Raw genomic sequence first — 13,436 nt, forward strand, 5'->3', positions numbered from 1 at the left:
ATTAGGCATGCCGCCAGCGTTCGTTCTGAGCCAGGATCAAACTCTCAAGTTTGATGTCCAGTCCCTGCCAGGCGGAATAAGCCCAACAGAAACCGCTCATTTCCAGGAGCCATTCCTGCACAATATATAAACTAGTGGATATATATTGAGACATATAGGAACGGCCTAAATTTAACCGATCACACGACGCCTGAAAGCCGTCGCAGACCGGAGCCGCCGCCCAGATGTCCCTTCATCATTCAACAATGTCAAAGAACCACCAACTCAAGAAGCGGACAACCAGCCCACCCCGATCCTTGCGTTTCGGAGGACTGCTCATCCCATCATGTTGGCGACCGTAAAACGCGCTACCCGCTGGCAGCGCCCCGTCCGGTGAACAGCCCTCTAGGTAGACACGCAGATTCGGTCAACAGGGAAATTGCCCAGGATGCGATTTTTTGTTGAGAATGTTCACGAAAATGACGCCAAAACCCCTCAAATATCGCGGTTTGCACGGGCTGAAACGGACAATGGCGCGGGCAGCTTTTCAGCCATCCCGCGCCATTCTCGTCGCCCGATCGTGACAGAAACAGCGAATCGCCACGCCGAATCAACGCTATCGCCGCCCCTACAGCGGCAAACCCACATAATTTTCGGCGATCGTCGTCTGCGCCGCCACTGACGAGACAATATAGTCCAGATCCGCCACCTGCATCCGCCGGTCAAACGCATCGCTGTCGGGGAAACGGTGCATCAACCGGGTCAGTTGCCAGGAAAAGCGTTCCGCCTTCCACACACGCGCCAGCGCCTTGGCAGAATAGCCTGCCACCCCGTCCGCATCCCCGCGCCCAAAATAGCCGATCAGCGCCTGCGACAGATAATGCACGTCCGACGCGGCCAGGTTCAGCCCCTTCGCGCCTGTCGGCGGCACGATATGCGCGCTGTCGCCTGCCAGCATCAGCCGCCCGTGCCGCATCGGCTCGAACACATAGGAACGCAGCGGCGCGATCGACTTTTCCAGCGCCGGGCCGCGCACCATCTGCGCTGCCGCCTCCGGTCCCAGCCGGATCGCCAGTTCGTCCCACAGCCGGTCGTCGGACCAGTCCTCGACCCTCTCGTCCAGCGCCACCTGCACATAATAGCGGCTGCGCGTTTCCGATCGCATCGACGCCAGCGCAAAGCCGCGCTCGTGATTGGCGTAGATCAGCTCATGATTGCAGGGCGCCACGTCGGCCAAAATGCCCAGCCAGCCAAAAGGATAGACTTTCTCATAGGCGGTTGCCGCCGACGCCGGGATCGCTTTGCGCGAGGGGCCATGGAAACCATCGCATCCGCACAGAAATTGCGCATCGATCCGGTGGCTCGCACCATCCTTGCTGTAGGTCAGATAGGGCGCATCGCTATCAACATCATGCAGCGCGACGTCGCCCGCGTCATAGATGATCTCCAGCCCGCGTTCGGGCGCCGCCTCCATCAGGTCGCGGGTGATTTCGGTCTGGCCATAGACCATCACCTGCTTGCCGGTCAGCCCTGCGACATCGATGCGGATCAGTCGCTCGCCATCGGCCAGGTGAAAGCCGTCATGCGGCAAGCCCTCCGCGTGCATGCGCGCGCCCAGTCCAACCCGGTCCATCAGATCAGTCGTCGTCCGCTCCAGCACCCCCGCCCTGATGCGCCCCAGTACATAATCGGGCGCGGCCCGTTCGACGATGATGGTGTCGATCCCCTCGGCCCGCAACAAATGGCCCAGCAATAGCCCGGCTGGCCCTGCTCCGATAATGGCGACCTGGGTTTTCATGATATGCCTCTCCTGCCGAACCAGATTTGCGCCGATCATGCCCATTTGCCGGTCGCCATCACAGGGGCGGAGCAACCATATAATTGGATGATTCAGCAGCCACGCTCCGTTAATACAGCGCCAACTTGACCGAAACGGCGGATTATCACATGAAATGCAGGTTGAACCAATAATGGACGATCCGACAGAGAGGAGAGACATGACCGACACCCTGCCCCGTCGCAGCCTGCTCAAGGCGATGCCCGGCCTAGCCCTCGCCGGGGCTGCCACGCCCGCCATGGCCGCGCCTTCCGACGCGCTGGCGACTCCGCCCCTCACCCTTGCCATGCGGTTGCGCGTCCTGATCGGCGCGCCGCAGGAACTGGGCACCGTCGATGGTGTGCGCAAGCGGATCATTCCCATTACTGGCGGCAGCGTGGACGGCCCGCGCCTGACCGGCAAGATCCTGCCCGGCGGCGCGGACTGGCAATCCATCCGCCCGGACGGCACGGCCGACATTCTCGCCCGCTATTCGATAGAGGCCAGCGACGGCACCATATTGTCGATCGTCAATCCGGGCTATCGCCATGGCCCCGCCCCGGTGCTGGCCCGGATCGCAGCCGGGGACGCGGTCGATCCAGCCCTCTATTATTTCCGCACCACGCCGCGTTTTGAGGTGGCGAGCGATGGTCCGCATGCCTGGCTTGGCCGCACCGTCTTTCTTTGCACCGCTGCACGCTATAGGGATCATGTGCGGCTCGATATTTTCGCGGTTGGTTAAAAATAAAAGGATTGAGGATGGCGGAATACGCAACGGACGTCCGGCGGCAACTGGATGAAGCACCTATGGGGCGGCTTCAGATCATCGCGATCATCCTTTGCGTCCTGCTCAATGCGCTGGACGGGTTCGATGTGCTGGCGATCAGCTTCGCTTCGCCTGGTATTGCCAAGGAATGGGGCGTGGAGCGCGCCGCCCTCGGTCTCGTCCTGTCTATGGAATTGATCGGCATGGCCATAGGCTCCATCCTGCTCGGCAATGTCGCCGACCGGATCGGTCGCCGCCCTACCATCCTCTTCTGCCTCATCGTCATGGCACTCGGCATGGGCGCGGCGACGCAGGCTTGGGACGTCATCTCCCTCTCGGTCATCCGTCTGGCCACGGGGCTTGGCATTGGCGGGATGCTCGCCTGCACCAATGCGATGGTCGCGGAACTCGCCAATGCCCGCGCGCGCAGCCTGGCCGTCGCGATCATGGCGGCGGGCTATCCGGCGGGCGCGATTCTTGGCGGATCGGTCGCCTCCCATCTGCTGGTCGCGGGCGACTGGCGCGACATCTTCCTGTTCGGGGGAATCGCCACTGCCCTGTTCCTGCCCTTCATCTGGTTCCTGCTCCCTGAATCGATCGGCTTCCTGCTGCAAAAGCGGCCCGACAACGCCCTGGCGCGGGTCAATCATGCACTCCGCCGCCTGGGCCATGCCGCGCTCGACGCCCTGCCGCCCGTCGACACCGCCTCGCTCAAACCCTCCTTTGCCGCGCTGTTTGCGCCGGGCCTTGCGCGCACCACCATCCTGCTGACGCTTGGCTATTTCTGCCATATCATGACCTTCTATTTCATCCTGAAGTGGGTGCCCAAGATTGTCGTGGATATGGGCTATGCCCCGTCGGCCGCAGGCGGCGTGCTGGTATGGGCCAATGTCGGCGGCCTGCTTGGTGCGCTGTTGCTGAGCGCGCTCAGCTGGCGGATCGCGATCCGGCCGCTCGTCATCATCGCCATGATCGCCTCCACCTGTCTGGTCACCTTGTTCGGTCAGGAACAGACGACGCTGGCGGGCCTCAGCCTGATTGCGGCCGCCGCCGGTTTCTGCACAAATGGCGCGGTCGTCGGCCTATATGCGCTGATGGCCCAATCCTTTCCCACTGCCGTACGCGCGGGGGGGACCGGCATCGTCATCGGCTTCGGCCGGGGCGGCGCGGCGCTGGGACCGATAGTGGCGGGCTTCCTATTCAGCCTTAACGTCGGCTTGCCATGGGTTGCCTTTGCCATGGCGCTCGGATCGCTGGTCGGCGCGGCACTACTGATCCTGCTGCGCCCCCGCCCCGCCTGACGCCGCCGCCCATGTCGGTCGCCCCGGTCCCCAGCTTCTACCTTTATGGCGAACCGCAGCGCAGTGTGGCGGAGGGGTTCGTCCATGTCGAAAGCCTGGACGACCGCTCCCGTCCCAGCGAATGGACGATCAACCGCCATGTCCATCGCGACCTCAACCATATCATCCTGATCGCGCAGGGCGGCGGCGCAATGCAGGCCGAAGCCAGCGAATTCCGGTTCGAGGCACCGTGCCTGCTGCTGGTTCCCGCCGGAATCGTCCATGGCTTCACTTGGCACCGCGAGTCCAGCGGCCATGTCACCACCATCGCCGCGGCCTATCTGCGCCACCTCATTGCCCGCGACGCCGATCTCGCCCCGCTCTTTGCCCACCCCCATGCCATCATGCTGCCACAGGCGGAGGGCGATGCCGCCGAAGCCGAGATCACACGCATGGCGCAGGAGCTGGGCTGGTCCGGCCCCGGCCAGCGCGCCGCAGTGGAATCCGCCCTGCTGCACCTCATGGTGCTGGCGCTACGCCACGCGGCCCTCGCGCAACAGGCGCAGCCCGGCACGCCGCGCCAGGCCGCACTCGTCGCCCGGCTGCGCGAACGGATCGAGCAGCGCTTCCGCCAGCGCGAGCCGGTGTCGGACCATGCCCGCGCATTGGGCGTCAGCCTCACCGCCTTGCGTCAGGCCTGCGCCCGTGTCGCGGGCACCTCTCCCGCCCAGATGCTCGATGATCGCGCTTTGCTGGAGGCACGCCGCCTGCTGCTTTATTCGCAAATGTCGGTGGCGCAGATCGCCTATGCCACAGGCTTCGAGGATCCGGCCTATTTTTCCCGCTTCTTCGCCCGCCATATCGGCCAGCCGCCGCGCAGCTGGCGCGCCGCCAGAGACGGTTGAACCCGCGCGTCCCCGGCCCTATGCGTAACGCCATGACCGTGGACAAGCTCACCGACCTGCTCGTGGCGAAACTGCTGCGCGACCATGGCAAGAGCAAACATCATTGGCGCAAACTGATCGGCCCGATCCGCCTCTACAGCCGCGCCACGCACCCCCATTGCAACTGGTCGGTGACGCCGACCGGTGCCTTTGCCGATGTGGCCCGGCTCGAAACCCTGCTGGACGATTTGCGGCTGGCGCACCCGTTCGTAACCGTCTGACGCACAAAAAAGGCGCGGTCGGTTGCCCGCCGCGCCTTCCTTGCGACCCCGCAGGGATTCCTTTTACGCCAGCTGCTGCTCCAGCTCGCCCAGCACACGATAGCAATCGAACACCTTTGCGACGCTCGAATTGGGTTCGCGGCCTTCGCGGATCGCGCTGATGAATTCGCGGTCCTGCAATTCGATGCCGTTCATCGACACTGCTACCTTGGACACGTCGATCGGCTCTTCCTTGCCGTTCACCAGATCGTCGTAGCGCGCGATATAGGTGCCGGTGTCGCCAATATAGCGGAAGAAGGTGCCCAGCGGCCCGTCATTGTTGAATGACAGCGACAGGGTGCAGATCGCCCCGCTCTCGCTCTTCAACTGGATCGACATGTCCATCGCAATGCCCAGGTCGGGGTGGATCGGCCCCTGCATCGCGTGCGCCGACACGATCCTGCCCGCCTGATAGGCGAACAGATCGACCGTATGCGCCGCATGGTGCCACAGCAGATGGTCGGTCCACGACCGCGCTTCGCCCTTGGCATTGATATTCTTGCGGCGGAAGAAATAGGTCTGCACATCCATCTGCTGGATGTTCAGATCACCTGCCGTGATCAGATTATGGACATATTGATGGCTGGGGTTGAACCGCCGCGTATGCCCGACCATGCAGGTCAGGCCGGTTTCCTGTTGCTTGGCCAGCACCGCCTGCGCGTCCGCCCAGCTATCGGCCAGCGGAATCTCCACCTGAACATGCTTGCCCGCCTCCATGCAGGCAATCGCCTGCGCCGCGTGCATCTGCGTCGGGGTGCACAGGATCACCGCATCAACATCATCGCGCGCCAGCGTGTCCGCCAACTCGGTGGTCGCATGACCAATGCCATATTTGTCGGCAATCGCCTGCGTCGCATCCAGCCGTCGGCCAACCAGCGACGTCACGCTCACGCCATCGATATTCTTCAGGCCGTCGAGATGCTTTTCGCCAAAGGCGCCTGCACCAGCCAGGGCAATACGCATGAGAAACTCCGTATTATAAAAGCCCCTCCCATTTAAGGGAGGGGTTGGGGTGGGTTGAGGCACGCGCCAAGGCACGCCTCGATGAATGTTACTCCGCTGCGATCGCCGTCACCGTATCGCTCCCGGTCATATCCAGCCCTTCGCCATTATCCGGGCGCAGCACCATATGGCCGATCGCGGTGTTGGAGCAGGTCACATGATAATGGCGGTGCAGCGCGCGGGTCTTTTTCCCCAGCGCCCCGCGCATCACCAGCCACATCACCATTTCAATGCCTTCGCTGCCCGTCTCGCGCAGATATTCGATATGCGGAATCCGGCGCAGATGGTCGCTCTCACCGACCAGCCCATCCAGGAACATATTGTCCCATTCCTTGTTGATCAGCCCCGCGCGCGGTCCCTGCAACTGGTGGCTCATGCCGCCGGTGCCCCAGATCTGGACGTTCAGATCTTCGGGGAAGCTTTCGACCGCCTTCTTGATCGCTTCGCCCAGCGCCCAGCAGCGATTGCCCGACGGCGGGGGATAGGTGACGACATTGACGGCCAGCGGCACGACCTTGCACGGCCAGGCGTCGGGCTTGCCGAACATCATGCTGAGCGGCACGGTCAGCCCATGGTCGACGTCCATCTCGTTGATGATGGTCATGTCGAACTCGTCTAGCACCAGGCTCTGCGCAATATGCCAGGCCAGGTCGGGATGCCCCTCCACGTCCGGCACCGCGCGCGGCCCCCAGCCTTCGTCCGCCGATTTGTAGCGCTCGCCGCAACCGATCGCGAAGGTCGGGATGATCTTCATGTCAAAGGCGGACGCATGGTCATTATAGACCAGAATGATGACATCGGGCTTTTCCGCCTTCTCCCATTCGCGCGTCCAGTCATACCCTGCAAAGATCGGCCCGAAATATTCGTCACGATCCTTGTTGAAGTCCGACGCCACGCCCAGCAGCGGCACATGGCTCGACGCCACGCCAGCAGTAATCCTCGCCATCATCTTTTCTCCCTGATCGACCGCTGGCCTTCGGGTGAACGGCCACCATTCATCATCATTTCCCGATATTCGGGAAAGCTCATGCCGGTCATGGTGCTGACCGCCTCGGCGAACGGAATCCCGTCGGTCGAAAACAGCTTGGACAGGAAATAGACATTGCCGCCCAGGTCCAGGCACCGATTATAGTCGCGCGCCAGCAACGCCAGCTTCTGGTCCTCGGTCAACGGCCATTCGTCCATATAGGCGCGCTCGTCGGCCTTGAACCGGGTGCGATTTTCGTCCTTCATCAGGCTCATCGCAAACTGGTTCATATGATAGCCCTTGCGCGCGCGTGCCGCCGTATAGACGCGGGTGCCGGGAATATCCTCGAACTCAGCCAGATATTCGTGAATATCCTGATGCTTGGGATCTTCTGTCATCATAGTCCCCTCTCCTTTAATTGCGCGTCCAGCCGGGGAAAGACGCGGCGGGCATTGCCCTCGAAAATGGCGGCGCGCTCGGCCGCGCTGATGTCCAGCGCATCGACATAGCGCTTGGTGTCATCGAAATATTGCCCGGTGGTGGGGTCGATCCCGCGCACCGCGCCGACCATTTCCGACCCGAACAGGATATTCTTGTTGTCGATCACATCGGCCAGCAGATCGACGCCCGGCTGATGATAGACGCAGGTGTCGAAATAGATGTTGTTCATCAGATGCGTCGACAGATCGGGCTTTTTGAGCATGTCGGCCAAGCCGCGATAACGCCCCCAATGATAGGGCACCGCGCCGCCGCCATGCGGGATGATGAAACGCAGCGTCGGGAAATCCTTGAACAGGTCGCCTTCCAGCAACTGCATGAAAGCGATCGTGTCCGCCGCGATATAATAGCCGCCGGTCGCGTGCATCGCCGGGTTGCAGCTGCCCGAAACATGGATCATCGCCGGGACGTCCAGCTCGACCATTTTCTCGTAGAAGGGATACCAATAGCGGTCGGTCAGCGGCGGGTGGGTGAAATGCCCGCCGCCCGGATCGGGATTGAGGTTGCAGCCGATGAAACCCAGTTCAGTGACACAGCGCTCCAACTCGGCGATGCTATTGCGCATGTCCGCCTTGGGCGACTGCGGCAACATGCATACGCCGACAAAGGTTTCGGGGAACATCGCCACCACCCGCGCGATCAGGTCGTTGCAGCGGATCGCCCATTCCTTAGCCATCGCTTCATCGCCGACATGCGGTGCCATCGCCGATGCGCGAGGCGAAAAGATCGTCAGGTCCGCGCCACGCTCCTTGATCAGCCGCAACTGGTTCGCCTCGATCGTCTCGCGAATCTCTGCGTCGCTAATATTGGGATAGGGCGGGCACGGCGTCCCGGCCTTGAACGCCGCCTTCTGCTCCTCGCGCCAGGCATCATGCCCCTTGGGCAACACCGTATAATGGCCATGGCAATCAATAATCAGGCTCATTGCGTCTCTTTCCTAAACCCTGTTCCGTCACCCCGGCGCAGGCCGGGGTCTCAGGCATCGACGCACCGCGCCTGCCCAACAAAACCCCGTCATTCCTGCGAAGGCGGGAACCCGTCTCCCAACAGTTCCTCCTGTCGCGAGGTAGCGAGGTGGATTCCCGCCTCTGCGGGAATGACGTGGGAAGAAACCACGCCAATCTTCGCTCCCAGCCCTTCCGGCACCGCCATCACGCCCAGCGCGCCAATTGCCCGCTGCCGTTCCACCGTGCCGCGCGTCATGATCGCACCCGTGCCCAGCCCCTCCAGCGTCTTGACCACTTCCTCCATCTCGGCGGCGCGACGCAGGCCATGCACCAGCATCCGGTCCAGATTATAGTCCGCCCGCACGTCCCAGGGCTTGGCCTTCTCGCTCGCATCGAGCGACGCCAGCACCTCGTCCAGCACATTTGCCGCATCGGCCGCCAGCACACATTCGGCGGTTAGCGCCTCTATGCCCTTGACCATGACCGAACGGATCATCTTGATCGACGACGCCCGCCCCACGTCCGCGCCAACGATGCGGGTTTTGGCAAAACCCAGCGCCCTTAGCCGCGCCTCTGCAATCTGCGCCTTCTCGCCACTCAGCAGCAACGGCACGTTCAGCCGCGCCGGATCGACCGGGGCCATGACAGCGACATCGACATAATGCGCGCCCGCCGCCTCGATCGCCCGTGCGGCCGCCTGCTTGGTCTGCGACGCAACGCTGTTCATGTCGCAGTAGATCGCGCCCGGCGCGATCAGGTCCGCCGCGCCTTCCGCCACCGCAAGCGCCTGGTCCGCCGTCACCAGCGACAGGATCAGGTCCACACCGTCGAGCGCATCTTCCATGAAGAGCGCAGGCAGCACTCCCGCCTGCGCATAGGCCGCCAGCATCGATTCGCGCGTGGTCGCGCATTCCGTCTTGGCATCATAGACATGGGCGGCGGCGGCCCAATCCCCTGCCTGTGCAAAGGTGGACCCTGCTTCACCAAACCCGATCAGACCGACTTCCTGCTCCATGATGAAAATGATGCAATAACGCGCGTGGCGTCGCCAATCATATCCAGGGGCATGATATTAGAATTTACGAATTCATGTCCGTGACGGCCTGGCTGATGGCAGCCATGAATTGCTGCTGCACCCGCGTCGGCCGCCAGTCGGTCCGGCTGGTCAGGCCGATGGTACGGCTGATCTCGCCCGGTGCCGGCCCAATATCCGCCAGCATCCCGCTGTCCAGCTCGACCCGCAACTGGTCGACCGACAACAGCGTCAGATACTCACCACTCACCAGCAATTGCCGCACCGTCATCACCGATCCACACTCGATCGGCACTGCGGGCAGATCTCCCCCCAGCGCCGCGAACATCGCCCGCCACAATTGCCGCAACGGCGTTCCTTCGGGCGGCAATATCCATGGGAAACGCCGCAGATCATCACCATCCCAGCCCTGCTCCAATGGATGGCCCGCCCGCGCAAATATGGTCGGCCGGTCCTCGAACAGGGGCTGCTGCACCAGATCCTGCCCGATCGTCGCATCGCGCAAGGCACCAACCATCATGTCGATCTCGCCATCGCGCAGCGGTCCCACCAGTTCGGCGTGCGATCCTTCCACCACCGATATATCGACCTGCGGAAAATCCCGGCGAAAGCGGGTGATCGCCAGCGGCAACAGCCGCGCGCGGCTCAGCGGCATCGCGCCGACCAATATCCGCCCGCTCTCCTGTCCCCGCAGCGCGGCAATCTCCTCCAGCCCCTGCCGCAACTCGGCCAGCGCAAGCCGCAACCGCCGCGCCAGCGCCACGCCCGCGCGCGTCAGCATCAGCCCCCTGCCCCGCCGCTCGGCCAGCCTTACCCCCAGCGCCAGCCCCAGATCGCCCACCGCACGGTGCAGCGACGGCTCCGCCACCCCGACCAGCGCCGCCGCCGCGGCATAGCTGCCCGCGCGCGCCAGAGCGACGAAGGCCCGGATTTGCGCTGCCGTCACCCGGCTGCTGCCGATCAGGCGCAACACGACCTCGACACGCGGCTTGAATCGCAGCGCCACCTCGGTCGGCACCATTCCCCCCGGCCGCCGCTCGAACAACGCCGCACCCAACTGCGCCTCCAGCTTCGCGATGCCCTGCGTCACCGCCGGCTGGGTCAAATTCACCGCCCGCGCCGCCAGACTGACACTGCCCTGATCGACCACGGCGACCAGCGCGGCGAGGTGCCGGATATTGAACTGATCAGCTTCCATTTTTGACAATTAGCAAAATTTTATGACATTGCGCCAGAACCGATTTGAGCATTTCGTTACATATGTCCATCTCACTGTCGGGTTTAGGTAAAGAGGAGCAGCGCCATGTCCGGCATCGTCGTCCAGAATATCGAACGGGCGGACCTGTCCGTCATTGACGGACTTGCCCAATGCGGCGTCGCCACCGTCCATGAAGCCCAGGGCCGCACCGGCCTGCTCGCCCCCCACATGCGCCCCATCTATCCCGGCGCCCGGATCGCGGGCAGCGCCGTCACCATCTCTGCCCCTCCGGGCGACAACTGGATGGTCCATGTCGCTATCGAACAGCTCAAGGAAGGCGACATCCTCGTCCTCGCCCCCACCAGCCCCTGCACCGACGGCTATTTCGGCGACCTCCTCGCCACCTCCGCCCAGGCCCGTGGCTGCCGCGGCCTCATCATCGACGCAGGCGTCCGCGACCTGCGCGACTTGAAGCAGATGAACTTCCCGGTCTGGTCAAAGGCGGTCCACGCCCAGGGTACGATCAAAGGCACGCTGGGATCGGTCAACGTTCCCATCGTCTGCGCCAACGCGCTGGTCAATGCAGGCGACGTCGTCATCGCCGACGATGACGGCGTCTGCATCGTCCCCCGCGCCGACGCCGTGTCGGTGCTGGAAAAGGCACAGGCCCGCGAAGCCGCCGAAGAAGCCAAGCGCGTCCGCCTCGCCGCAGGCGAACTCGGCCTCGACATCTACAACATGCGCCCGCGCCTCGAAGAGATGGGCCTGAAATATGTTTGACCGCGCCCGCGTCATGTGGATGCGCGGCGGCACGTCGAAGGGCGGCTATTTCCTGGCCGACGACCTGCCCGCCGATACCGCCGCCCGCGACGCCTTCCTCCTGCGCGTCATGGGGTCGCCCGACCCGCGCCAGATTGACGGCATGGGCGGTGCCGATCCGCTGACCAGCAAAGTCGCGATCATCAAAAAGTCGCAGCGCGACGGCGTCGATATCGACTATCTCTTCCTGCAAGTCTTTGTGGATCAGGCGATCGTCAGCGACGCCCAGAATTGCGGCAATATCCTTGCCGGGATCGGCCCGTTCGCGATCGAGCGCGACCTGATCGCCGCGCAGCAGGACGAAACCCGCGTCGCCATCTTCATGGAAAATACCGGCCAGATCGCCATCGCCACGGTCCAGACCCCCGGCGGCATCGTGCGTTATGACGGCGACGCCAAAATCGACGGCGTCCCCGGCAGCGCCGCGCCGATACCGCTGGAATTTCGCGACACCGCCGGTTCTTCCTGCGGCGCACTGCTACCGACCGGCAACGCCTTTGATATAGTGGACGACGTCCGCGTGACCCTGATCGACAACGGGATGCCCTGCGTCGTCATGAAGGCAAGCGATGTCGGCGTCACCGGCTATGAGGACCGTGACACGCTGGACAATGACAGCGCGCTCAAGGCCCGGATTGAGGCCATCCGCCTCGCCGTTGGCGAACGGATGAACCTTGGCGATGTCACCGAAAAATCGGTACCCAAGATGATGCTGGTCGCCCCGCCGCGCAATGGTGGCGCGGTCACCGTCCGCAGCTTCATCCCCCACCGCGCCCATGCCTCCATCGGCGTGCTGGGCGCGGTCAGCGTCGCCACCGCCTGTTTGATCGAAGGGTCGCCAGCCGCCGAAGTCGCCAGCATCCCCGGTGGCAACCGCAAGACGCTGTCGGTGGAACATCCGACCGGCGAAACCACCTGCGTCATGGAACTGGACGAAAGCGGCACCGTCACCAGCGCCGCCATGCTGCGCACCGCGCGCAAATTGATGGATGGAGAGATTTTCGCATGAGTGCCAAAGAAACCGGACGCATTGTCTCATGGCATGGCAATCCGTCCAAGCCGCTCTACACCCCGCCGCCCGGCGCGATCGACGCGCATTGCCATGTGTTCGGACCGATGGCGGACTTCCCCTTCAGCGCGAAGGCGAAATATCTGCCGCAGGACGCCGGGCCGGATATGCTGTTCGCCCTGCGCGACCATCTGGGCTTTGCCCGCAATGTCATCGTCCAGGCCAGCTGCCACGGCACCGACAATGCAGCGACGCTGGACGCCATCGCCAAATCGAACGGCCCAGATGGAATACAAAGGGCGCGCGGCGTCGCCGTGGTCGATCCAGCCATCTCCGACGCCGAACTTGCCGCCCTGCATGACGGCGGGATACGCGGCATCCGCTTCAATTTTCTGAAGCGCCTGGTCGATGACGCGCCCAAGGACAAATTCCTCGAAGTGGCGCAGCGCCTGCCCGCCGGCTGGCATGTCGTCATCTATTTCGAGGCGGACATTCTCGACGAATTGCGCCCCTTCATGGACGCCATCCCCGTGCCGCTGGTGATCGACCATATGGGCCGCCCCGACGTGACCCAGGGGCCGGACGGCGCGGAGATGAAGGCGTTTCGCGCGTTTCTCGACAGCCGGGACGATATCTGGTTCAAGGCGACCTGCCCCGACCGGCTGGACCCGAATGACGACCCGTGGAACAGCTTTGCCGACGCCGTCGCGCCGCTGGTCGCCGACTATCAGGACAGGGTGCTGTGGGGCACCGACTGGCCACATCCCAATATGCAGGACGCCATCCCCGATGACGGCCATCTGGTCGACATGATCCCACGCATCGCGCCCACAGCCGATCTGCAACGCAAGCTGCTGATCGACAATCCGATGCGGCTCTACTGGCCCGAAGAGATCAGCGCCTGATCGCCCGTCGGGG

14 protein-coding genes are annotated in these 13,436 nt (G+C 63.4%); 7 read left to right on the top strand and 7 right to left on the bottom strand.

The features are described from left to right. Positions 1-607: 607 nt before the first annotated feature. On the bottom strand, positions 608-1,777 hold the full coding sequence (pobA, locus tag KRZ98_RS23125; RefSeq protein WP_217675530.1) for a 4-hydroxybenzoate 3-monooxygenase: 1,170 nt from the start codon (positions 1,775-1,777) through the stop codon (positions 608-610). Between the two features lie 199 nt (positions 1,778-1,976). Between pobA and KRZ98_RS23130 the strand changes: the two genes are divergently transcribed. From KRZ98_RS23130 to KRZ98_RS23145, 4 genes are read left to right on the top strand one after another with little or no spacing between them, the layout of a single operon-like run. After that, complete coding sequence (locus tag KRZ98_RS23130; RefSeq protein ID WP_217675531.1) at positions 1,977-2,537, top strand: DUF3237 domain-containing protein; 561 nt, start codon at positions 1,977-1,979, stop codon at positions 2,535-2,537. A 17-nt stretch (positions 2,538-2,554) separates the two neighbouring features. Then, on the top strand, positions 2,555-3,862 hold the full coding sequence (locus tag KRZ98_RS23135; RefSeq protein ID WP_217675532.1) for an MFS transporter: 1,308 nt from the start codon (positions 2,555-2,557) through the stop codon (positions 3,860-3,862). Between the two features lie 11 nt (positions 3,863-3,873). Further along, positions 3,874-4,746 carry a helix-turn-helix domain-containing protein gene (locus tag KRZ98_RS23140; protein ID WP_217675533.1) on the top strand — a complete coding sequence of 291 codons (873 nt, stop codon included), beginning with the start codon at positions 3,874-3,876 and terminating at the stop codon, positions 4,744-4,746. A 32-nt stretch (positions 4,747-4,778) separates the two neighbouring features. Further along, positions 4,779-5,006 (top strand): hypothetical protein, encoded by a 228-nt coding sequence (locus tag KRZ98_RS23145; RefSeq protein WP_006959327.1) that lies wholly within the window; start codon positions 4,779-4,781, stop codon positions 5,004-5,006. A gap of 63 nt (positions 5,007-5,069) precedes the next feature. Here KRZ98_RS23145 and KRZ98_RS23150 read toward each other — a convergent pair whose 3' ends face one another. The 6 genes from KRZ98_RS23150 to KRZ98_RS23175 all read right to left on the bottom strand — a co-directional run bounded on the left by KRZ98_RS23150 (position 5,070) and on the right by KRZ98_RS23175 (position 10,690). Then, positions 5,070-6,008: a Gfo/Idh/MocA family oxidoreductase gene (locus KRZ98_RS23150; RefSeq protein WP_006959330.1), complete on the bottom strand. Its 939-nt coding sequence runs from the start codon at positions 6,006-6,008 to the stop codon at positions 5,070-5,072. Positions 6,009-6,096: 88 nt separating this feature from the next. Beyond that, a complete protein-coding gene (locus KRZ98_RS23155) occupies positions 6,097-6,993 on the bottom strand; it encodes a class III extradiol dioxygenase subunit beta (RefSeq protein WP_217675638.1) in 897 nt (298 codons plus the stop codon). After that, positions 6,993-7,415, bottom strand: a complete 423-nt coding sequence (ligA, locus tag KRZ98_RS23160; RefSeq protein WP_006959334.1) for a protocatechuate 4,5-dioxygenase subunit alpha — start codon at positions 7,413-7,415, stop codon at positions 6,993-6,995. Before ligA ends, KRZ98_RS23155 begins: the two co-directional genes overlap by 1 nt. Beyond that, entirely contained in the window at positions 7,412-8,437 is a 1,026-nt protein-coding gene (locus tag KRZ98_RS23165) for an amidohydrolase family protein (protein WP_217675534.1), read from the bottom strand. The genes ligA and KRZ98_RS23165 overlap by 4 nt, the downstream gene beginning before the upstream one ends. A gap of 89 nt (positions 8,438-8,526) precedes the next feature. Then, a complete protein-coding gene (locus tag KRZ98_RS23170; RefSeq protein WP_217675535.1) occupies positions 8,527-9,474 on the bottom strand; it encodes an NAD(P)-dependent oxidoreductase in 948 nt (315 codons plus the stop codon). Positions 9,475-9,538: 64 nt separating this feature from the next. Then, the gene (locus tag KRZ98_RS23175; protein WP_217675536.1) at positions 9,539-10,690 is read right to left on the bottom strand and encodes a LysR family transcriptional regulator; all 1,152 of its coding nucleotides are present in this window, start codon (positions 10,688-10,690) and stop codon (positions 9,539-9,541) included. Positions 10,691-10,795: 105 nt separating this feature from the next. On the opposite strand from KRZ98_RS23175, the gene ligK reads away from it, so the two are divergent. Genes ligK through KRZ98_RS23190 form a run of 3 tightly spaced genes read left to right on the top strand, consistent with a single transcriptional unit; the run spans position 10,796 to position 13,423 of the window. Next, positions 10,796-11,470: a 4-carboxy-4-hydroxy-2-oxoadipate aldolase/oxaloacetate decarboxylase gene (ligK, locus tag KRZ98_RS23180; protein WP_006959341.1), complete on the top strand. Its 675-nt coding sequence runs from the start codon at positions 10,796-10,798 to the stop codon at positions 11,468-11,470. Then, the gene (locus KRZ98_RS23185) at positions 11,463-12,518 is read left to right on the top strand and encodes a 4-oxalomesaconate tautomerase (protein WP_217675537.1); all 1,056 of its coding nucleotides are present in this window, start codon (positions 11,463-11,465) and stop codon (positions 12,516-12,518) included. Before ligK ends, KRZ98_RS23185 begins: the two co-directional genes overlap by 8 nt. Continuing rightward, complete coding sequence (locus tag KRZ98_RS23190; protein WP_217675538.1) at positions 12,515-13,423, top strand: amidohydrolase family protein; 909 nt, start codon at positions 12,515-12,517, stop codon at positions 13,421-13,423. Before KRZ98_RS23185 ends, KRZ98_RS23190 begins: the two co-directional genes overlap by 4 nt. The last annotated feature ends 13 nt before the right edge of the window (positions 13,424-13,436 follow it).

It is taken from the genome of Sphingobium sp. AS12 (assembly GCF_019097845.1).
GTDB lineage: Bacteria > Pseudomonadota > Alphaproteobacteria > Sphingomonadales > Sphingomonadaceae > Sphingobium.